This window comes from Acinetobacter johnsonii ANC 3681 (genome assembly GCF_000368805.1).
Classification (GTDB): domain Bacteria; phylum Pseudomonadota; class Gammaproteobacteria; order Pseudomonadales; family Moraxellaceae; genus Acinetobacter; species Acinetobacter johnsonii.
On sequence record NZ_KB849705.1, the window covers coordinates 1,750,552 to 1,773,131 of the forward strand.

Consider the following 22,580-nt stretch of genomic DNA (forward strand, 5'->3'; position numbering starts at 1 on the left):
ACTTATTAGACTAAATTAACGATTATTTAATAATCGAGAAAAACTCAATCAACAAATTACAGTTCAACTCTGGCTTGACTTTGCTTACAATGAAATAGATTTTTAAAATCAATCCGCTATAGTATGGATGAATTGATTTTTAAAATGTAAATAAGCCTACAAATGCAGTACGCTTATACATTGGGGAAATAAGGAACTGTCTTTCGTAAAATACAGCCTCGCACACTAGCGAGTCTTATTTATGATTGAAATGAATCATTTAGACAGGTATCCCTATTTACACAATACTGGTAATGCTGATTTTTATCACTTTATATAGATGAGGCCGCTCTTCAAATGACCATCGATTTTAAGCAAGATATTCTCGCCCCTGTAGCTCAAGACTTTGCCACGATGGACACATTTATTAATGAAGGCATTACCTCTAAAGTGGCATTAGTCATGGCGGTGAGTAAACATGTGGTTGAAGCAGGTGGTAAACGCATGCGTCCCATTATGTGTTTATTGGCCGCCAAAGCCTGTGGTGCAGAAGACCTTGAACGCCAACGTAAACTTGCTGCAATCATTGAAATGCTGCATACCGCAACCTTAGTCCATGATGATGTGGTCGATGAATCTGGCTTACGTCGTGGTCGCCCAACGGCCAACGCGACTTGGAACAATCAGACCGCTGTACTGGTGGGTGACTTTCTAATTTCACGTGCCTTTGATTTGTTGGTCGATCTCGGTGACATGACCTTACTCAAAGATTTTTCTACAGGGACTTGTGAAATTGCCGAAGGTGAAGTGTTACAACTTCAAGCACAGCACCAACCTGAAACCACAGAACAAACGTATTTAGATATTATTCACGGTAAAACGTCACGTTTATTTGAACTGGCAACTGAAGGGGCTGCCATTCTTTCTGGGACACCGCAGTACCGTGAACCGCTGCGTTTATTTGCTGGCCACTTTGGCAATGCCTTTCAAATAATTGATGATATTTTAGATTACACCTCAGATGCTGAAACATTAGGTAAAAATATTGGCGATGATTTAATGGAAGGTAAACCGACTTTGCCGTTAATCTCAGCATTGAAAAATACAACGGGTGAAGAACATGACATTGTTCGTCGAAGTATTGCGACAGGCGGAACGGCAGATCTTGATCAAGTCATTGCTATCGTAAACAGTTCTGGCGCACTAGATTACTGTCGACAACGGGCGCATGAAGAAACCGAAGCCGCACTTCAAGCATTACAGGCTTTACCTGACAGCCAATATCGTCAAGCACTGGTCAATCTAACCCAACTGGCTTTACATCGAATTCAATAACAAATGATGCTTTAAAATGTTTTTAACTTGCCTATGCATATAAAATTTAATGATCTGTTTTCTCAAATGCAGCAACAGCTTGAGCAACCTCAAGCTGTTTTAAATGATCAACTTTTAATTGAGTTGGTGGAGCGTATTCGTCCAATAGATGCGTATCAAACCGATGAAATCCATCACAAATTTCAAGCGCTCATTCAAGCATTACTCATCACACCCGATGCCGCATCGACCTTACAAAGCTTTGTGCTGCGGCTTATTTCCCAATATAAACAAACCAGTCTTTATGCCGACACAGGCATCTTGTCTTTAGATGGATTTTGGAATCAATTGTCGCAGCGTTTAGGGGCACATTTTCTCCCGCTGATTAATGACGAAACTCAATTGCAAGATTTAGTCCGTCGCGTTTTCCCCAACCGAAGTGATAAATATTGGCTCGATAACATCCGAGACAGTGACTGGCTACAACTGCTGAACCTGCTCAATCACGGGCATGCCAATCAAAAAGAAAAAGTCAAAATTCGCAGTGAAGTGATTAAAGCCATTACGGTGCTGTCTTATCGGATTAGTGGTATTGGTTTATATCCAGAGTTTATTAATGCGCATCCTGAGCTGACCGAATATGAATCGCCTTTTTTAGTGCAGAACCGCGAAATTGTCGAATTCATTCAACAGTATAAAAAGGCACATCAAGAAGCTGAAACCTCGAGTGTGGTTGCCCCACCCGACGCCTCTCAAGCACTGGTCATGATTGAGCAGTGTCGTGATGTAGTATTAAAAATTCGCCGTGCGACCAAACGCATTGGGGTCAGTGTCAGTTTAACCTATCTGATTTCCTTACTTGAGCAATGCTTAGACCGTGTCGAACTGTTGCTCAATTTAATTGTAGAAGAAGGCGAAGCACACTATGAAGCGGTGAGTCTGCTCTTGGTTGATATTACCGCTGCAATTTATAGTGAACGGAGTGTACGCTCTTTACTGACGACCAATAGTGAATTAATTGCTTTACAGGTGACTGAAAATGCCAGTAAAACGGGCGAACACTATGTAAGTACAGACAAACAAGGCTTTTTAGCCATGTATAAGTCCGCAGCGGGTGCAGGTGTCATCATTGCAACCATGGCCACCCTGAAAATATTGTCGGCACGGATGATCATGGCGCCGCTCATGCAAGCCTTTGTTTACAGCATGAACTACTCATTGGGGTTTATGTTGATTCATGTGTTGCACTTTACCGTAGCAACCAAACAACCAGCGATGACAGCGGCGGCACTCGCGGCAACCGTACAACAGCGCAAAGGTTCAAAAACAGCGCAAATTGCTGAATTAGCAGCGCTGATTATTAACATTATTCGCACCCAATTTATTGCTATTTTGGGCAATATCTCAATTGCCATCCCTGTTGCCGCTTTTATTACATGGGCATGGGCAACTGGCATGCATGAACCGCTACTCAATCATGCAAAAGCGGCGAAAGTCTTACATGACTTAAACCCTTTTACTTCTTTGGCCATTCCGCATGCCGCGATTGCGGGTGTCTGTTTGTTTTTATCAGGACTTTTGGCGGGTTATTTTGACAATATGGCGGTTTATCGCAAAGTTGGGCCTCGTTTAAAAGCACACCCTCGTCTCAAAACAATCATGGGGCAAGAACGACTCGATAAATTTGCAGGCTATATAGAACGCAACTTAGGTGCGTTGGCGGGTAATTTTCTGTTCGGAATTATGTTAGGAAGTATGGGAACCATTGGTTATATTTTGGGTTTACCCCTAGATATTCGCCATATTGCCTTTGCTTCAGCAAACTTCATTCAAGGCCTGATGAATATTAATGGTAGTCCTGAGATTGGCTTGATTATTGTATCTTTCCTCGGGGTACTCGCTATTGGCCTGACGAACTTATTTGTCAGTTTTACCCTCACGATTATTGTGGCTTTACGCGCACGTCGGGTACGTTTTGAACAGTGGAAACCGTTAGCAAAATTGGTTTTAACCCATTTTCTAACGCGACCAAGTGACTTCTTTTGGCCACCGAAAGTACCTCTTGAAGTTGATGAAAGTTCGAACAATACAAAACACCATACAAAATGATTTTGTACCCATTTTGAGCTCTTGTTACACTGTGAACAAAATTTTATACATGATTAATCAACACTTGAATTAAAGTGTACTGATGAGTACACTTTAACCCAGTAAATAACCGCGCTTAAATCGGTTGAAATGACACGAGTTCCAGCATGCCTTACTTGTTGCTTTTTATCGGTATTATTTTATTTATAATCAGTGCATTAGCTCTAAGCATTCAACCACTCACAGCTTTAGATCTGGCGATGGTCGAATATTTCAGCATATTAAGAACTGAGCCTATAGATAAACTTGCAATACTTTTATCGGCACTCGGTGGCATGCCGTTTGTATTATTTCTAACCACTCTATGGTGTTTCCATCATGCATGGTATAAAAAGTATAGAGATGTTGTTTTTATTGGTTTAGGCGTTGTTGGAAGTATTGCTTCTGCTTGGCTACTTAAATTTCTAATTTCAAGACCACGTCCACCAGAAATGTTTCACCTAGTGACGAGCTATGGTGCTTCCTTTCCGAGTGCGCACAGTATGTATGCTGCCACTTTGGCGTGTCTTGCCATTTTCTTAAGTCGACCATTTCCTGCACATCGTTATGTTGTATGCATTGCTCTTTTATGGATGCTGATGATGGGAATTTCAAGAGTCTATCTTGGAGTACATTTCCCATCCGACGTTCTCGCAGGTTGGAGCATTAGTATTATCTGGATTTCACTGCTTTACATCTTGTGCGGCAGATATACCCAATTAAATACACATTATTTTTAGATAAGAATCTAATCGAGGTGGAACAATGATGTCGGCAAAGCTTTGGGCCCCAGCCCTTACCGCTTGCGCATTAGCAACGAGTATTGCACTTGTTGGTTGTAGCAAAGACCCAAAAGATGCGCAGCAAGCTGGCGCTTCTCAACAAACGCCACCTACTGAAGTCGGTGTCATTGTTGCACAACCACAAAATGTAGAACAATCTGTAGAGTTATCTGGCAGAACCACGGCATTTGAAATCTCTGAAGTTCGCCCACAAACGAGTGGAATCATTCTAAAACGTTTGTTTGCGGAAGGCAGTTATGTACGTGAAGGTCAAGCACTTTATGAACTTGATGCTCGTACCAACCGCGCAACATTTGATAATGCCAAAGCAGCATTATTACAACAAGAAGCGAATTTAAGCACACTCAGAACCAAACTAAATCGTTATCAGCAACTGGTTTCAAGCAACGCTGTTGCGAAACAAGACTATGACGATTTAGTGGGTCAAGTAAATGTTGCTGAGGCACAAGTGGCAGCAGCACGTGCTCAAGTTAAAAATGCTGAAGTGGACTTAGGTTATTCAACCATCCGCTCACCAATTTCAGGTCAAACCAACCGCTCTACAGTTACTGCGGGTGCTTTGGTGACTGCAAACCAAACAGAGCCATTGGTGACAATTCAACGTTTAGACCCAATCTATGTTGATATCAACCAATCTAGTTCTGAACTTCTTCGTTTACGTCAACAATTGAGTAAAGGTAGCTTAGACAGCAGTAACAACACGCGTGTGAAGCTGAAACTTGAAGATGGCAGTGACTATCCAGTCGAAGGCCGTTTAGCTTTCTCTGATGCTAGTGTCAATCCAGATACAGGGACTGTGACGATTCGTGCGGTGTTCCCGAACCCGAATCACTTGTTGCTTCCTGGTATGTTTGCCAATGCACAAATCGTTCAAGGCGTAATCCCAAATGCGATGTTAGTGCCGCAAATTGCGGTGACTCGCACACCAACAGGTCAAGCGATGGCAATGATTGTGAATGACAAAGGCGTAGTAGAGCCTCGTCAAATCACCACAGTTGGCATTCAAGGCCAAGACTGGATTGTGACTGAAGGCCTTAAAACAGGTGAAAAAGTTATTGTTGACGGAATAGCGAAAGTTAAAGCTGAACAGAAAGTTGTTGCGAAACCGTATCAACCTAAAGCAGCAGCACCTCAAGCTCCAACAACGGATGCTAAAAAGACAGAAGCTGGTGCAAAAACTGAACAAAAAGCTACTTCAAACGCATAAGGGGTAGACTGAATGGCTCAATTTTTTATTCATCGCCCCATTTTTGCGTGGGTGATTGCACTGGTGATTATGTTGGCGGGTATTATCACGCTGACAAAAATGCCGGTTGCCCAATATCCGACGATTTCACCGCCCTCGGTGACAATCTCTGCAACTTATCCGGGTGCTTCTGCACAGACTGTTGAAAACACAGTCACTCAGATCATTGAACAACAAATGAATGGTCTGGATGGTCTACGTTATATCTCTTCAAACAGTGCGGGTAACGGTCAAGCATCTATTAACTTAAACTTTGAACAAGGCATCGATCCTGATATTGCTCAAGTTCAAGTACAGAATAAACTACAATCGGCAACGGCGCTTTTACCTGAAGATGTACAACGTCAAGGTCTAAAAGTCACCAAGTCTGGTGCGAGCTTTATGCAAGTTCTTGCATTTTACTCTCCAGATGGAAGCTTGTCTGCTGCCGACATTAAAGACTATGTAAACTCAAACATTTCTGAACCGCTGAGCCGTGTTGCAGGTGTGGGTGAAGTCCAAGTTTTTGGTGGTTCATACGCGATGCGTATTTGGCTTGATCCAGCGAAAATGACCAGTTTACAAATTACTCCAAGTGATGTTGCAACTGCCATTAATGCGCAAAACTCACAAGTGGCGGTAGGTCAGTTAGGCGGTGCACCATCTGTGCAAGGTCAAGTGCTGAACGCAACAGTGAATGCTCAAAGCATGTTGCAAACCCCTGAACAATTTAGAAATATTTTTCTAAAAAATACAGCTTCAGGTGCTCAGGTTCGCTTGGGTGATGTTGCGCGTGTTGAACTCGGGTCAGATAACTATCAGTTCGACTCTAAATTTAATGGTAAGGCTGCTGGCGGTGTTGCGATTAAACTTGCAACTGGTGCAAATGCACTAGATACAGCAGCGGCTGTAGAAAAGCGCCTCAGTGAACTTCGTAAAAACTACCCAAATGGTTTAAAAGATCAACTGGCTTATGACACTACACCGTTTATTAAGCTGTCGATTGAAAGTGTTGTACACACGTTGATTGAAGCTGTCGTGTTGGTGTTCATTGTCATGTTCTTATTCTTACAGAACTGGCGTGCCACGATTATCCCAACATTGGCTGTTCCAGTGGTTGTATTGGGCACATTTGCTGTCATTAACATCTTCGGTTTCTCAATCAACACGCTCACTATGTTTGCGATGGTCTTAGCGATTGGTCTTCTGGTCGATGATGCGATTGTTGTGGTGGAAAACGTCGAACGGGTAATGCAAGAAGAACACCTCGACCCTGTAGCTGCGACCGAAAAATCAATGCAACAGATTTCTGGTGCCTTGGTCGGTATTACCAGTGTATTAACTGCGGTATTCGTACCGATGGCATTCTTTGCAGGTACAACCGGTGTTATTTACCGTCAGTTCTCGATTACGCTAGTTACCGCAATGATTTTGTCACTGATCGTGGCATTAACCTTCACCCCTGCCCTGTGTGCAACCTTGTTAAAACAACATGATGCAAACAAGCCAGAAAGTAATAATATTTTTGCGCGTTTCTTCCGTTGGTTTAACAGCAGCTTTGAAAAGCTATCCGTAAAATACCAAGGTGGTGTCAACCGTATGACCCATCATAAAGTATTTTCTGGTGTGGTTTATTTACTGGTGATTGCAGGCTTAGTTGGCCTATATAAAGCTTTACCATCCTCATTCTTGCCTGACGAAGACCAAGGCGTCGTCATGACTTTAGTTCAGCTTCCACCAAGTGCAAGCCTTGAACGTACCGATAAAGTCATCACCACAATGACAGACTATTTCATGAATAAAGAAAAAGAACATGTAGAGTCTATCTTTACTGTTTCTGGTTTCTCATTCACAGGTGTTGGTCAAAACGCAGGTCTTGCCTTTATCAAGCTGAAGGACTGGAGTGAGCGTACGACACCTGAGTCGCAAATTGGTGCCATCATTCAGCGCGGCATGTCATTGAACATGATTAAAGATGCATCTTACATCATGCCATTACAGTTACCTGCAATGCCTGAGTTAGGTGTGTCGGCTGGTTTTGACATCCAGTTGAAAGATGCAAGTGGTCAAGGTCATGAGAAATTGATTGCTGCACGTAATGCTATTTTAGGTATGGCTGCACAAGACAAACGTCTTGCAGGCGTCCGTCCTAATGGTCAAGAAGATACGCCTCAATACCAAATCAACATTGATCAAGCGCAAGCGGGTGCAATGGGTGTGAGTATTGCGGATATAAATACAACCATGAGCATGGCTTGGGGTGGTACTTATATCAATGACTTCGTTGATCGTGGTCGTGTGAAAAAGGTATATGTCCAAGGTGAAGCAAATACACGTATGATGCCTGAAGACTTGAACAAGTGGTATGTGCGTAATAGCAGTGGCACGATGGTTCCTTTCTCAGCATTTGCAACAGGCGAATGGACTTATGGTTCACCACGTCTAGAGCGTTATAACGGTGTATCTTCTGTAAACATCCAAGGTACTCCAGCACCGGGCGTAAGTTCGGGTGATGCGATGCTCGCGATGGAAGAAATTATTGGCAAGTTACCGTCTATGGGCTTACAAGGTTTCGACTATGAATGGACAGGCTTATCTTTAGAAGAACGTGATTCGGGCAATCAAACAGCTCCGCTCCTTGTTCTTTCGATGCTTATCGTCTTCTTATGTCTTGCCGCATTGTATGAAAGTTGGTCTATCCCTGTTTCAGTATTGCTAGTTGTACCACTCGGTATTCTTGGTGCATTTGCATTGACATGGTTAGGTATGATCATTAAGGGCGATCCAAACTTATCGTTTAACATCTACTTCCAAGTTGCGATTGTTGCCGTGATTGGTCTTTCTGCGAAAAATGCGATCTTGATCGTAGAGTTTGCAAAAGAGTTGCAAGAACAAGGTGAAGACTTGTTTGATGCAACCCTTCATGCTGCAAAAATGCGTTTACGCCCAATTATCATGACCACCCTTGCTTTCGGTTTTGGTGTCCTTCCGCTTGCCCTTTCAACAGGCGCTGGTGCAGGTAGTCAACACTCGGTAGGCTTTGGTGTCCTTGGTGGTGTAATTAGTTCTACACTGTTGGGTATTTTCTTCATTCCAGTATTCTTTGTTTGGATTCGTAGTATTTTCAAATACAAACCTAAGAAACAAAATAATCAGGAGCAAACATCGTGATGCAAAAAGTATGGTCTATTTCAGGTCGTAGCATTGCGGTATCTGCACTTGCGCTTGCTTTGACTGCATGTCAAAGCATGCGTGGTCCAGAACCCGTCGCTCAAGCGGATATCCCAACAGGATATATTGGTTCAACGACAGGTCCATCTGTTGCAGAACAAGGCTATAAAGACTTTTTTGCTGATCAGCGTTTAGTCCAAGTCATCGAGTTAGCACTAGCCAATAACCGTGACCTCCGTACGGCGACTTTAAATATTCAACGTGCTCAGCAAGCGTATCAAATTAGCGAAAACAACCAACTGCCAACCATTGGTGCAAGTGGTAGTGTGCTTCGCCAAGATACACTCAGCAGCAGCAAACCCATGACAACCTATAATGTTGGCCTTGGCGTAACCGCGTATGAGTTAGACTTTTGGGGTCGTGTTCGTAGCTTAAAAGACAATGCTTTAGACAGCTATTTAGCGACTCAAAGTGCACGTGATGCAACACAAATTTCGTTGATTGGTCAGGTTGCACAAGCATGGCTGAGCTATTCGTTTGCAAATGCCAACTTAAAACTGGCAGACCAAACCTTAAAAGCACAGCTTGAATCATACAACCTGAACAAAAAACGTTTTGATGTGGGTATAGACAGCGAAGTCCCTGTACGTCAAGCGCAAATTTCGGTTGAAACTGCGCGTAATGACGTTGCGAACTACAAGACTCAAGTTGCACAAGCACAGAACTTACTCAACCTGTTGGTGGGTCAGCCTGTTCCTGCAAACTTATTGTCTCCTCAACCTGTGAAACGCATTACCCAAAGTACGGCGTTGACAGCGGGCTTGCCAAGCGACTTGTTAAATAACCGTCCTGATGTCCGCGCTGCGGAATATCAATTGTCTGCTGCGGGTGCCAACATAGGTGCGGCAAAAGCACAGTTGTACCCAACCATCAGCTTAACAGGCACAGCGGGTTATGCATCGACAGATTTAAGCGACTTGTTTAAATCAGGTGCCTTTGTATGGTCACTCGGCCCAAGCTTAGATATTCCAATCTTTGACTGGGGCACACGTCGTGCCAATGTGAAGATTTCAGAAACTGACCAAAAAATTGCGTTGTCAGATTATGAAAAAACCATTCAAACCGCTTTCCGTGAAGTGAATGATGCCTTGGCAGTACGTGAAAATATTGGTGACCGTCTAGCAGCGCAACGTCGTCTGGTAGATGCAACCAACACCACCTATAAGCTTTCAACGGCCCGCTTCCGTGCAGGTATCGATAACTACCTGACTGTACTTGATGCACAGCGTACATCGTACTCAGCGGAACAAGGGTTGTTATTGCTTGAACAAGCAAACTTAAACAACCAAGTTGAAGTGTATAAAACCCTCGGTGGCGGCGTTAAAGCCAACACTGCTGATCAAGTGGTGAAACAGCCTTCTTCTTCAGATGTGAAATACAACAAAACAGCAAACTAAGGTTTACAACATCAAAAGCTCACTTCGGTGGGCTTTTTTATTGCTTTTTGCTGAGCAATTTCCTATCTTCAAAGATAATCAAATCATTTGAATATTGAACATTATGCTTTTAAGTAACCTTGAGTCTGTTCCTGGACATCACATTTCCCAACAACTGGATGTAGTCTACGGCAGTACGGTTCGGAGTAAACATGTCGGGCGTGACTTTTTGGCAGGGTTAAAAAATATTGTCGGTGGTGAGCTCACTGCCTATACCGAGCTTTTAGAAGAATCACGCCAAGAAGCTATGAATCGTATGATTGCAAAAGCACAAGGCTTAGGGGCCAATGCCATTGTAGGTATTCGTTTTTCAACTTCTAATATTGCCCAAGGTGCCTCTGAGTTATTTGTTTATGGCACTGCGGTCCATGTCACACCGTTAGACAACCATCTCCCCGATCCATTTCCAACACAGGCCTAAGCAATGGAAAGTTTAGTTTTCCAACTGCTGATCTTTACGGTGCTCTTTAGCATCGGTTTTGGCTTTGGTCGCTATAATGAACGCAAACATTTGGCTGAGCTTGAACAGAATGAGAAGCGTCTTGCCTACATTACCTTGGGTAATTTACGCAAAGTAAGCTTCGAGCAGTCTGGGCACATGATCAGCAGCAATGTTGTGATTTCTCATGATTATTTCAAATATGTATTGGCCACCGTGCAGAACTTTTTTGGGGGTAGACTCACCAGCTATGAAAGTGTTGTCGATCGTGCTCGTCGTGAAGCCATTGTAAGACTTAAGCTTGAAGCGGAAAAACACGGCGCAACGCATATCGCCTGCATGAGACTGGCGACCACAGAAATGGGCATGCAAGGTGGCATGGTCGAAGTCTTTGCTTATGGAACCGCCATTCAAAGTCCTTAAACAACTCTACTATTTATCAATCATTTATTCACTAAACTCAAACAGCATGAGCGTTCAAAATAGCTCATGCTTTCTAGTGTACATTCGGATGCTAGATTGCTCGCTAGAGCATAATTCTCTACACTGAACACAATAAAAATGGACATCACCTACACTGTAAATAGGTCACAGATAATGAAATCCTTAGCACTGAAAATAAGTATGGCTGTGCTCACTATGCTTCCACTTGTAGCCAAAGCTGAATTAATTGTACTGGCATCGCCTCAAAGTAATGATGCTTACTATGCAAAAATGATTGATGATATTTTTGATTTTCACGTCGATTATGCAAAAAAAATTATTAAAAATGGAGACAATGTCGTTGTACTAACGGACAAACACCTCTACCCCGACTATGTCAAAGCCTTGGGCAAAAAGCATGTGGCAATCGCACCGATGCATGACATTTGGATGCGCGACTTCACCAGTGCCAACCCAGCTCAACCCGTCATGTTCCGCTACACGGCGGCAGGACAAGGTGGCGCTAAAAAAGGTCAGGCCATTTCAGATGAAGTGCAAGACGAATTTAAATACTACAGCCAAAAGGCTGGCTTACAGTTTACGCAAAGCAAACTGTTGAATGATGGCGGAAACTGGGTGGAAGATGGTTATGGCAATGTCGTCCTCAGCACCAAATTCCTAGCGGATAACAAGCTCACCGAAAGCGAAGCCCGTAAGAAACTCATGGCATTGACGGGTGCAAAGCAGATTGCGTTCATTGAAGCCGATGAACAAGGGGGCTTGGAACATGCCGATGGCGTAGTCAGCTTTGTCGACCAAAATACCTTGGTGATTAACTCCTACCCTGAAGATCCCGACTATGCCAAGCAACTCAAAGCAGATTTAAAGCGCGGTATTCCCAATGTTAAAATTCGTGAAATCATCACCCCTTATGATGGCAGAGAAATTTACGATGAAAAATTTGGTTCTGCATGTGGCCTATACACCAATATGTTGGTCACGCCTGAACGGATTTACTTCCCGCAATTTGGGATTAAAGAAGATGCTGTCGCGTTACAGCAAATTCGTAGCGTAACCAAACGTACTGTTGTTCCAGTACAGTCTTCTAATGTCTGTCATATGGGCGGCGGTGTGCGTTGTATGTCTTGGCAAGTGCGTGGAAAAAATGCGGAATTGTTCTTAAATTATTTAAATAAAATCAGTAAGTAGTGCAGCGGTGTTCCCCCCTATCAAAACATGGGGGGATGGGATATGTGAACATCATGATCCTAAAAGGCAGGTGGAAGAGACGTTCCTCCTGCCTTTTTCAATTTACTTCACTTTCATCTTACGAATCATTTTATACAACGTGGTAGGCGATAAACGAGACACCATAACCCCCATTTTCTCTTTGCGACCGCCGACTACGATGTATTCTTCACCTTTAAGCAATGCACTCACCACCGTTTGCGCAAAAATATCGGGTTCTAAACCATTTTCAATTGCTTCATCTTGATGACCCTGCGGTTTACCTTCGCCATTTAAAGCATTAAACGAAACATTGGTTTTAACAAAGCCTGGGAAAATCACCGATACGTCCACCCCCTCATTGGCCACTTCAGCACGCAGGCTATTTGCCCACATATGAATGGCCGCTTTGGCTGCTGAATAACTGGCACGGTACTGTGTCCCCAATAGCCCTGCAACACTCGAAACAAAAGCAATACGGCCAGATTTTTGCGCTAAAAAAGTCGGTAGAACAGTTTTGGTTAAAAACACTTGTGAGAAATAATCCACTTCCATAATTGCACGTTCAGTCTGCATGCTGGTGTCAGCAATCAAGGCTCTCTGGCTTAAACCCGCATTATTAATCAACCAATCAATTCGACCTTTTTTCTGTAGCACTTGCTCATAGGCATGGCGAACTTGAGCTTCGTCGGTAATGTCCGCACAAATGGAAATGTGTTGATCTGGATTCAGCAGTCCGACACGAACTTTCTCGAGTTCGTCAAAACGTCTTGCCGTGAGTACGACCTCAGCACCCTGTAAAGCACATTCTTTGGCTAGTGCTTCACCTAACCCTGAAGATGCCCCCGTGATCCATACCACTTTAGCGTCTAAACTCTTTAACTGTGCCATGTCCTTATTGCCTCATACCGAAGTTTTATTTGCAGATTGATCATTTAAAAAAGTCAGGAAATGATCAAAATATTGACTCATCATCTGCGCATCATAGATACGCCCTAACTTATCAAAACGTTTATAGCCCAACTGGGTCGTCAAGTTAATCACCCCATTCAGTGTTTTATCGACCACCAGATTAAATTTAAGCATTTTTTTGGGTTCACGAACCAAACTGGTCACCCCTTGATCGACAATTTGTGTAAACACCTTCAAAGCTGGAGCAACATAACTGTTATTGCCCTTTTCCATCTGTTCCGCACAACCCAAAAGTTCGGTAACTAAGGTTTTTTCGACTGGGTAGCTTAAAAAATGCATGCTCTCGGTGTCATACATCATTTGCTCTAGATAATTCACCATTGGAATTAGACGGTCATTTGAAAAAAACGACACGGACCACGGCATGTACTTACGCATAGTGTCTACAATGTGCTGAATAATTTTCTCAGACTCCCCATCACCTGAGGTAGACAAACGCGCAAGATCGCCAAAGACTTGATCAATCACTTCACATGAAATATCCGCTAAAACCTCACCCAAAGGTTTGGCAAGGCTTTGGCTTTCGCCGGCATTAAGCTGTTGATGAATGTGTGCAAAACGTTGGTGAGTTTCAGGTTTTAATTTTAATGATATTTGATAAGTCATAGTGATCCCCCCTTTTTTTTGATTTTTACTGCGAACAAAGCGCACTCTAGGCTTAGACACATCATAAAGTGCTCTGCATCATGTCGCAATTGCTAGATCAACGCATTTGCTTTACATGCCCCCATTTGCGATTTCTTTGCTACAATAGATGCAATTTTTTATCTACTTTTGAACTGTTTGAACTATGACTGATTCAGCGCAAAATATCGCTACAACTTACGATCCGACCGAGATCGAGAAAAAATGGTACCAAACTTGGGAAGAACGTGGCTATTTCAAGCCCTCTGAAAAAGGTGAGTCATTTTGTATCATGATTCCGCCGCCAAACGTCACCGGTAGCTTGCACATGGGTCATGGTTTTAACAATGCCATTATGGATGCGTTAACCCGCTACAACCGTATGTCAGGTAAAAATACCTTATGGCAACCGGGTACAGACCATGCGGGTATTGCCACGCAAATGGTGGTTGAGCGTCAGTTGGGTGCTCAAGGTGTGAGTCGTCATGACCTTGGTCGTGAAAAATTCATCGAAAAAATTTGGGAATGGAAAGAGCAATCAGGCGACACTATCACCCGTCAGATCCGTCGTTTAGGTTCTTCAGTCGACTGGTCGCGTGAACGCTTCACCATGGATGAAGGTCTATCCAATGCAGTCAAAGAAGTGTTCGTTAAACTGCACGAAGACGGTTTGATTTACCGTGGCAAACGTTTAGTAAACTGGGATCCAAAATTACAAACTGCCCTTTCTGACCTTGAAGTTGAGTCGGATAAAGAAGAAGCAGGTTCACTGTGGCACTTCAAATATTTCTTTGAAGATAAAAACCTCCGTACCCATGATGGCAAAGACCATATTGTTGTAGCGACCACACGTCCTGAAACCTTGTTAGGTGATACCGCAGTTGCTGTGGCACTTGATGATGAACGCTATACGCACCTTGTTGGCCAGAACATCATTTTGCCAATTACAGGTCGTGCTGTTCCAATCGTGAAAGATGAATATGTTGATAAAGAATTCGGTACAGGCTGTGTGAAAATCACCCCTGCGCACGACTTTAACGACTATGAAGTCGGTAAGCGTTGTGAACTCCCAATCATCAACATCTTCAATAAAAATGCAGAAGTGTTGGCTGAGTTTGAATACATCGCGAAAGCGGGCGAGCAAATTTCTAAAACCATCCCTGCTCCTGCGGACTACATTGGTTTAGAGCGTTTTGAAGCACGTAAAAAACTGGTTGAACAAGCGGAAGCAGAAGGTTGGTTAGACCAAATTCAACCCTATACCTTGAAACCACCTCGCGGTGACCGTTCAGGCGTAATCGTTGAGCCATTATTGACGGATCAATGGTATGTAAAAATTGCACCATTGGCGCAACCTGCCATTGAAGCGGTTCAAGACGGTCGTATTAAGTTTGTTCCTGAACAGTACAGCAACATGTACATGGCGTGGATGAACAACATCCAAGACTGGTGTATCTCTCGTCAACTTTGGTGGGGTCACCGTATCCCTGCTTGGTACGATGCTGAAGGCAACATCTATGTGGGTCGTGACGAAGCGGAAGTCCGTGCGAAAAACAACATCCCTGCTGATGTTGCGCTTAGCCAAGACGAAGACGTACTCGACACATGGTTCTCTTCTGCGCTGTGGACCTTCTCAACCCTTGGTTGGACTGGCGATGCCAAGAAAGATGCGGAAAACTATTTCCTCAATACTTTCCATCCAACGGATGTATTGGTGACTGGTTTTGACATCATCTTCTTCTGGGTTGCTCGTATGATTATGTTTACGATGCACTTCATGAAGAATGAAGATGGTACGCCACAAGTCCCGTTTAAAACGGTATACGTTCACGGTCTAGTTCGTGATGGCGAAGGTCAAAAAATGTCGAAGTCTAAGGGCAACGTGCTTGACCCATTAGATTTGATTGACGGTGTTGACCTTGAGACCTTGGTACAAAAACGTACTACAGGTCTAATGAACCCGAAACAAGCAGCGAAGATTGAAAAATCAACCCGTAAAGAGTTCCCTGAAGGCATTCAAGCCTATGGTACGGACGCAGTGCGTTTCACCTTCTGTGCGCTTGCCAATACAGGTCGTGACATTAAGTTCGACATGAAGCGTGTTGAAGGTTACCGTAACTTTGCCAACAAAATCTGGAACGCAACCCGTTTCGTGATGATGAACTGTGAAGAGCAAGTGATTGGTACTGAAGTTCGTCAAGACCTTTGGGAATTGCCTGAACAGTGGATCGTGAGCCGCTTACAAAAAGCTGAAGCTGCGGTACAACAAGCCTTTGCAACTTACCGTTTAGACTTGGCTGCACAAGCGATTTATGAGTTCATTTGGAATGAATACTGTGACTGGTATGTCGAGCTGACCAAACCTGTTCTGAACGATGAAAATGTATCGGTTGAGCGTAAAGCTGAAGTTCGTCGTGTACTCCTTGCGGTAATGGAAGCTTCTTTACGTCTTGCACATCCGCTTATGCCGTATTTGACTGAAGAAATTTGGCAAACACTTGCACCAAAACTTGGTATTTCTGGCGAAACCATCATGTTGGCGCAATACCCTGTTGCCAACCCTGAGCGTGTAAACGAACAGGCTGAAGCAGATATGCAATGGCTTCAAGGTTTGATTGGTGCGGTGCGTAACATCCGTGGTGAAATGGGCTTAGGTAATGCACGTTTATTACCAGTGCTTCTACAAAACACAACGGAAGCTGAGAAAGCACAGATCACCCGTATTGAAGCGTTGTTTAAAGCCTTGGCGAAAGTAGAAAGCATTACGTTCTTGGCAGATGCTGAACAACCGCCATTGTCTTCTTCTTCTGTTGTTGGACATGTGTCTGTCTTTGTTCCGATGAAAGGTTTAATTGACCCGAAAGCGGAATTAGGTCGTTTACAGAAAGACTTAGATAAGGTTCAAAAGCAGCATGACGTCATTGCAGGCAAACTTTCGAATGAAGGTTTTGTGGCAAAAGCACCTGCGGCTGTGGTTGAAGGTGAGAAAGTGAAACTGGCTGAGTTTGCTGACCAGTTAGCGAAGATTAAAGCGAATATGGAGCAGATTGCGGCGCTTTAAGTTATTGAAGTTTAAAATCTAATCTGTATTATAAAGGGCTGATTATTCAGCCCTTTATTTTTTAATATGAAATATTTATTTAATATCAGTGGTAATATTCCACATGCAAAAATTGAAAACATAAAAATCCCACTGGAAGGGCGTAATTTAATTATTACAGGTAAGAATGGTAGTGGAAAAACTAGTTTTTTAAAGTTATTAGAACAAAAAATTTTATTACATTTAGACAAGAAAGCCTATTTAACTGATGGACAAATAAGCTCAATAAGACATTATGAAGATATTATAAACAGCCATCATAAAGGAAGTATTGAATACTCCCAAGCAGAGTATCAACTGAATTATTTATATCAAAATCGTAAGAATATCGAAGAGGGCCTTATACTAAAACTTGAAAATGAACTAGACTTTTTAGCTTTACATGATGAGTTAAAAGCTATTTTTGTTTATTTTAAAGCTATGCGCATAGCTTCTATTACTGAAACAAAACATACCTCATCTATTGAAGATGAAAAAAATATAGCCATTCAAAACCTAAAAAATAGAAATAGTGAAAGTTTTGGTAATAAACTTGAACAACATTTAGTAAATATCAAAGTAAATCAATCATTAGCTCTCACTGAAGATAAAAATCAAGAACAAGCTAATCAATTTCAAGAATGGTTTGATAACTTCGATAATCATCTCAAATTTTTATTTGAAGATGATAATGCCCATTTAGTTTTTTATCGTCAAAACTTTAAATTTAAAATCTCATTAGAAAATCGTGAATTTGACTTTCAAACACTTTCATCAGGTTATTTAGCAATTTTTGAAATTTTAGCTGATTTATTAGTGCGCTCAGAATTCTTTGAAATCACACCCAATGAACTGCAAGGTATTGTATTGATTGATGAAACAGATGCTCACTTACACATCTCTTTACAGAAAAAAATTCTTCCTTTCTTCTCTAAATTATTTCCTCAAATTCAATTTATTGTAACTACACACTCACCATTTGTTATTACTTCAACAGATAATGATACTGTGGTCTATGACATTTCTAGTCGCGAATTATTTGAAGAAGATTTAAGTCGTTATTCTTATGAATCTGTTATTAAAGGACTATTCCACGTCAATCCTATTAGTTCGGACACAAAGAATTCAATTGAAATATTAAAAAACCTATTAAATGAAAATCCAAGCAATTATGAAAATATAAGATCAATTGTCAAAAGCCTAATCGAACTAGAAAAAAATGATCTATTAGATAAAAGTTTAAAAAACCTATATTTACAAGCAATCAATCTCCTAGCAGATAAAAATCAACTGGAGGATTTAGATGTTTAAAGTATCCAAATCTGCTAGACCAACGGATTGGACTACGAAGGACTATAAGGATCCTGTGGTTGTTAAGCAATTAAAGAAAGATTTCTATGGTAAATGCTATATCTGTGAACAGAAGCATTTCCCGAATTTGAATGTTGAACATTTCATTCCACATTTAGATGATGAAACGCTTAAGCTTGATTGGAACAATCTCTATTACGCATGTTCAAGATGCAATTCAATCAAAAATAAATACTACGATGATATGCTTGATTGCTGTAATCAAGCTCATTTAGTTGAAGAGTGGATAAAAGTCTATTACAGAATGCCTGATGAAGACATTGAAGTAATTAATGCTTGTTCTAATGACCATCCATATCATGAGAAAGCTGAGACGTCTAAAGAGTTAATTACAAAATGCTTCAATAATGCCAATAGCGGCATCCAAGAGGTTAGCAAAGAAGATTTAAGAGAAAAAATTATTGAAGTGCATAACGAATTTCTAGATTTAAGAAGAGAATTCTTTAAAGAACTAGATAACTGGCAAGAAGCAGATAAAATTAAAAAAGCAGATGATATTAAACATCGACTCAAATCTCATTACGCCTTTTCAGCCATTCTTCGTGGTTATTTAGAAAAAGATACAAAATGGCGTACTGCTCTCGAAGAAATTGAACAATTAAAACTTCAACAATCTGCATAACCCTCATCCTGACCTTCTCCCATTGGGAGAAGGTACTTAAAGCACTCCATGCCCCAACAACATCTCCACCCCACTCACCTTTTTCATATGCTTTAAACGCTCTTGTTCCCACTTCAACTGCTGTTTTAATTCAGCAGCATCCTTATCTATCACCTTATACACATCACTCATTTTGAGCTTTTTAGTGTTGATATGACTGCTCAAGTGAAAAGACGCAAAGATCTCTTCTAATAGGCTTTGCAAATTCTGACTCTGTGCTTCCAAAGACAACTGATAAAACTTCACTTGTTCCGAACTTAAAGCTTTTGAGCTTAGGCCTTTATTGGTCTCTAGCTGTAACTGAAGTTTCAATAGATAAAATAAATCCTGCTCTGCATAAGATTCATTGACCTGCTGCAAAAGTTCAGTTTTTTCTAACTTCTTCGCTTTATCAGGTTCACGGTCAGGGTGAATCATCGCAGTAATTTTTAAATATACAGTTTTCAAGGACTGTGCTGCCATTTTGGCTGCTTGCTCACGTTTTTCTTGTTGTTTTAACTGCTTGGCACGTTCTCGTTCTACTTCATATTGGGCAGAATCATATTCATAATTTGCCCAGTCTACATCTACGTTTTGTTCTACCGTTTCAGCGAGGTCATGATTTTGTATTGAGTTTGATCTGGTTTTCTTCACGCGTACATGCTCTGCATGCTGCATATAGAAAGTATCCACTTTCTCTACTTGCTCTTTCTGCGCAGAAGTCAGGATCTGTGATTTTTTTAGCATCTTGGCTAAAGCGGCTATTTTGGTGTCAATCTGTACTAAATTAGCTTTGCTAAAGGCATCGCTGGCCAAATGATTCCACAGGGTATCGAGCTGTGTAAATAGAACCGTATGTAACTCTGTATAAACAGACAAAAGCTTACTGTGCGTATAGTTTTGAATGTCAGCTTGCACATTTTCCCATGCTGCCAGTTCTTGTTTTTGCTGTTCAATACGCTCAATCAAACGATTTAATTTTTTCTGCTGCGGACTGAGTTGAGCCTCTGGCTGAGCCGTCGTTTTTAACACTGAAGACATAACCCCATCCAACCCAGTACAAAAGAGAAATTATAGTGCGATCTTAGCGCACAAGCAGCGCTAGTGTCTTTAAGCTGATATTAGAATCTGAGTGATTCAAATTTTGAGTGAAAAAAGCCCATCATTCGATGAGCCTTTTATTTAGCGAAATAGCTTTACCAATAGTTTTCGACCGCAATATTTCCTTCACCACGGCGATTCATAGTCAAACCGCGTGCTTTCAGGGCTTCTTTGGTGTCTTCGACCATTTGCGGGTTACCACACAGCATCACATGGCTGGTTTCAGGGTTCAGACTCAAACCAACTGCTTTTTCAAGCTCACCATTTTCAATCAGTACAGGTAAGCGGTCATGCAGTGGCGCATGTGGATCACGGGTAATAATCGGCACAAATTTAAAGCCTGTATGCCCTTCACCAAAAGTCTCTGCAATTTCTTGAATACGTGTTGCATACGCCAGTTCAGAGGCTGTACGTACGCTATAAACCAGCGTAATACTCTCGTACTTCGACCACGTCTCAAAGTCTTGTAACATCGAAATAAAAGGTGCCAGCCCTGTCCCTGTGCCCAGTAACCATAAGTCTTTTGGTAACGGCAACTGATAACGCGCCAAAGTCAAAAAGCCATACGGGATCTTTTCGAGGTAGATGTCATCATCGACTTTTAAGTGCTGTAAATTTGAGGTAAATGCACCTTCAGGCACCACAATCGAGAAAAACTCTAAAGTTTCATCAAAAGGAGAGGACACCACCGAATACGCTCGAACCACCAATTCATCGCCCACTTTGATGCCAATACGGGCAAATTGTCCTGCGGTAAACTTAAAATGTGCAGGTCGCGTCATGGTGAAGCTAAAAAGTGTATTGGTCCAACGGTGTACGGATAAAACCTTTTCTAGGCTAAATTTTTCAATTGACATGATTTCAGCGTGGCATCAAAGACGTTGCTCATGTTAGCATGACCACATAATTTGTTAATATTTTTTAAATGTTAAGGCTATATTCATGCGCATGACTTTACGCCAGTTGGCGGTTTTTGTAGCAGTTGCTCAAGAAGGCACAGTAACCAAAGCCAGTGATGCGGTTCGACTCACCCAGAGTGCTGCGAGTATGGCTTTAGCAGATCTAGAAGATGGTTTGGGGGCTCCACTGTTTGACCGTCTAGGTAAGCGTCTTCAACTCAATGATTTGGGTCGTTTCCTGCTGCCACAGGCTTTAGAAATTTTGGGTCGCTGTGATGCTTTCGAGCAAGCTGCTAAAGGTGAGTTACAAAGCATTGATTTACGTTTGGGTGCAACCCTGACCATCAGTGACTACCTCATGCCTGACCTGATGGCTGACTTCTTACAAATTCAACCTCAAGCCCATTTACAGCTGCAAGTTGGTAATACCCGTCAAATGATTGAGGCGGTGAATCAGTTCCAACTAGATTTGGCCTTGATTGAAGGCTCTTGTCACTTGCCACAGCTCCAATGTATCCACTGGCGTGACGATGAATTAGCGGTCTGCTGTGCACCAGAACATCCTTTGGCACAGTTAAATCGTACATTAACGCCTGAAGACTTTAAATCGGTCGAGTGGATCTTGCGTGAAGAAGGTTCAGGTACGCGCGAAGTGTTTGATAACGCTATTTTAAAAGACTTACCTGATGCCAATATCCGTCTGACCTTGGGTCATAATGAAGCGATTTTAAAAATCGTGGCGGGTGGTTTAGGGATGTCATGTATTTCAAAGCTGGCCACTGAACCTTTGCGTGAAAAAGGTCAGCTGGTGGTGCTTGATACTCCATTTTGGTCTCTAACCCGTCCATTGTTCATGTTGGTACATCGTCAGAAGTACCAAGGGCCAGGACTCAAAGCCTTTATGAAATTCTGCGAAAAATAAGTAAGCAAAAAGCACCCGAGGGTGCTTTTTTTATTTCCCAAATTGGCGCTCACAAGGCTCACCATCATTGTTCCCATCCATTTGGGTATTTGGACAGTTTCTTAAGAAATAAACCGCTTCTTCATAAGAACGCATTTGGGAGCAATGGGTTCGTCCATCGCATTTAAACTGCCCTGTGCTGACAGGTAAGCGACCATTTTGTTTATCAATACTTTCCGTCACGCATTCAGAGCGTGGTTGATTGGTCTGATGCAGACCTGCATCTAAATTACGCTTCCCTTGCTCAGATAAGATTTGATCGGGCAACTTTCCTAAAGCTTTACGCTGTTCTTCTACAATCTGTTGCTGCTCGAGCATCAACTGCTCAGCTTTACGCTGCTTTTCTGCACTATAACTTTGATATTTCCCATAGGTCAAAAAGCCCAATACCGCGACGATAATGATGCCAATCACGGTGATGATAGTACTTTTATGCCCTGCCTCATGGTAACGTGGTGAGGCTTGGGTATGTGCTTTTTTCTTATTTGATGGTGTCGTTGCTTTGCTTTCTGAGGACAGACCGAGCCGCTGGATATTGCCAGCCTTAAACTTGCCTTGGTCTTCTACAATCATAAACTGAAGTGCTTCGCCAATCTTGGGTTCAATGTTGTGCTGTGGCAAATCTTTGATATGAAAAAACACATCATCAATATCCCCTTCCACTTCAATGAAACCAAAACCACGTGGGGTACTAAAGCTTTTGATTTTTCCTTTCAGAAACATAATCTG

The 22,580-nt window shown here is 42.2% G+C and carries 18 protein-coding genes; 13 read left to right on the forward strand and 5 right to left on the reverse strand.

Annotated elements, in window-relative coordinates; translation table 11 throughout:
• Nucleotides 1-336 precede the first annotated feature (336 nt).
• The 9 genes from sdsA (at nucleotide 337) to F946_RS12660 (ending at nucleotide 12,186) form a co-directional block, all read left to right on the forward strand.
• Nucleotides 337-1,314 carry an All-trans-nonaprenyl-diphosphate synthase gene (gene sdsA, locus F946_RS12620; protein WP_004982856.1) on the forward strand — a complete coding sequence of 326 codons (978 nt, stop codon included), beginning with the start codon at nucleotides 337-339 and terminating at the stop codon, nucleotides 1,312-1,314.
• A 33-nt stretch (nucleotides 1,315-1,347) separates the two neighbouring features.
• Nucleotides 1,348-3,402 carry a site-specific recombinase gene (locus F946_RS12625; protein WP_004982857.1) on the forward strand — a complete coding sequence of 685 codons (2,055 nt, stop codon included), beginning with the start codon at nucleotides 1,348-1,350 and terminating at the stop codon, nucleotides 3,400-3,402.
• 146 nt (nucleotides 3,403-3,548) lie between these two features.
• On the forward strand, nucleotides 3,549-4,160 hold the full coding sequence (locus tag F946_RS12630; RefSeq protein ID WP_004982860.1) for a phosphatase PAP2 family protein: 612 nt from the start codon (nucleotides 3,549-3,551) through the stop codon (nucleotides 4,158-4,160).
• Nucleotides 4,161-4,185: 25 nt separating this feature from the next.
• Nucleotides 4,186-5,430: an efflux RND transporter periplasmic adaptor subunit gene (locus F946_RS12635; protein ID WP_004982862.1), complete on the forward strand. Its 1,245-nt coding sequence runs from the start codon at nucleotides 4,186-4,188 to the stop codon at nucleotides 5,428-5,430.
• A gap of 12 nt (nucleotides 5,431-5,442) precedes the next feature.
• Nucleotides 5,443-8,619 (forward strand): multidrug efflux RND transporter permease subunit AdeJ, encoded by a 3,177-nt coding sequence (gene adeJ / locus F946_RS12640; protein ID WP_004982865.1) that lies wholly within the window; start codon nucleotides 5,443-5,445, stop codon nucleotides 8,617-8,619.
• The gene (gene adeK / locus F946_RS12645) at nucleotides 8,619-10,076 is read left to right on the forward strand and encodes a multidrug efflux RND transporter AdeIJK outer membrane channel subunit AdeK (protein WP_004982869.1); all 1,458 of its coding nucleotides are present in this window, start codon (nucleotides 8,619-8,621) and stop codon (nucleotides 10,074-10,076) included. The genes adeJ and adeK overlap by 1 nt, the downstream gene beginning before the upstream one ends.
• 103 nt (nucleotides 10,077-10,179) lie before the next feature.
• Nucleotides 10,180-10,536 carry a YbjQ family protein gene (locus tag F946_RS12650; protein ID WP_004982872.1) on the forward strand — a complete coding sequence of 119 codons (357 nt, stop codon included), beginning with the start codon at nucleotides 10,180-10,182 and terminating at the stop codon, nucleotides 10,534-10,536.
• Nucleotides 10,537-10,539: 3 nt separating this feature from the next.
• Entirely contained in the window at nucleotides 10,540-10,977 is a 438-nt protein-coding gene (locus F946_RS12655) for a YbjQ family protein (RefSeq protein ID WP_004982874.1), read from the forward strand.
• Nucleotides 10,978-11,151: 174 nt separating this feature from the next.
• On the forward strand, nucleotides 11,152-12,186 hold the full coding sequence (locus F946_RS12660; protein ID WP_004982877.1) for an agmatine deiminase family protein: 1,035 nt from the start codon (nucleotides 11,152-11,154) through the stop codon (nucleotides 12,184-12,186).
• A 102-nt stretch (nucleotides 12,187-12,288) separates the two neighbouring features.
• Here the strand turns inward: F946_RS12660 and F946_RS12665 are convergent, their stop codons facing one another.
• Both F946_RS12665 and F946_RS12670 read right to left on the reverse strand, forming a co-directional pair.
• Nucleotides 12,289-13,095, reverse strand: a complete 807-nt coding sequence (locus tag F946_RS12665) for an SDR family NAD(P)-dependent oxidoreductase (protein WP_004982883.1) — start codon at nucleotides 13,093-13,095, stop codon at nucleotides 12,289-12,291.
• Between the two features lie 12 nt (nucleotides 13,096-13,107).
• A complete protein-coding gene (locus F946_RS12670; RefSeq protein WP_004982886.1) occupies nucleotides 13,108-13,782 on the reverse strand; it encodes a hypothetical protein in 675 nt (224 codons plus the stop codon).
• A 184-nt stretch (nucleotides 13,783-13,966) separates the two neighbouring features.
• Here F946_RS12670 and F946_RS12675 point away from each other — a divergent pair, with 184 nt between their 5' ends.
• The 3 genes from F946_RS12675 (at nucleotide 13,967) to F946_RS12685 (ending at nucleotide 18,872) form a co-directional block, all read left to right on the forward strand.
• On the forward strand, nucleotides 13,967-16,861 hold the full coding sequence (locus F946_RS12675; RefSeq protein WP_004982888.1) for a valine--tRNA ligase: 2,895 nt from the start codon (nucleotides 13,967-13,969) through the stop codon (nucleotides 16,859-16,861).
• A gap of 66 nt (nucleotides 16,862-16,927) precedes the next feature.
• A complete protein-coding gene (locus tag F946_RS12680) occupies nucleotides 16,928-18,190 on the forward strand; it encodes an AAA family ATPase (protein WP_004982889.1) in 1,263 nt (420 codons plus the stop codon).
• Nucleotides 18,183-18,872 (forward strand): HNH endonuclease, encoded by a 690-nt coding sequence (locus tag F946_RS12685; RefSeq protein WP_004982890.1) that lies wholly within the window; start codon nucleotides 18,183-18,185, stop codon nucleotides 18,870-18,872. Before F946_RS12680 ends, F946_RS12685 begins: the two co-directional genes overlap by 8 nt.
• A gap of 36 nt (nucleotides 18,873-18,908) precedes the next feature.
• Here the strand turns inward: F946_RS12685 and F946_RS12690 are convergent, their stop codons facing one another.
• Nucleotides 18,909-19,931: a V-type ATP synthase subunit I domain-containing protein gene (locus F946_RS12690; protein ID WP_004982893.1), complete on the reverse strand. Its 1,023-nt coding sequence runs from the start codon at nucleotides 19,929-19,931 to the stop codon at nucleotides 18,909-18,911.
• A 155-nt stretch (nucleotides 19,932-20,086) separates the two neighbouring features.
• Nucleotides 20,087-20,848, reverse strand: a complete 762-nt coding sequence (locus tag F946_RS12695) for a ferredoxin--NADP reductase (RefSeq protein WP_004982896.1) — start codon at nucleotides 20,846-20,848, stop codon at nucleotides 20,087-20,089.
• A gap of 85 nt (nucleotides 20,849-20,933) precedes the next feature.
• On the opposite strand from F946_RS12695, the gene gigC reads away from it, so the two are divergent.
• Nucleotides 20,934-21,812 carry a LysR family transcriptional regulator GigC gene (gigC, locus tag F946_RS12700; protein ID WP_004695408.1) on the forward strand — a complete coding sequence of 293 codons (879 nt, stop codon included), beginning with the start codon at nucleotides 20,934-20,936 and terminating at the stop codon, nucleotides 21,810-21,812.
• 30 nt (nucleotides 21,813-21,842) lie between these two features.
• Here gigC and F946_RS12705 read toward each other — a convergent pair whose 3' ends face one another.
• A complete protein-coding gene (locus F946_RS12705; RefSeq protein WP_004982897.1) occupies nucleotides 21,843-22,574 on the reverse strand; it encodes a cold shock domain-containing protein in 732 nt (243 codons plus the stop codon).
• Nucleotides 22,575-22,580: the final 6 nt, after the last annotated feature.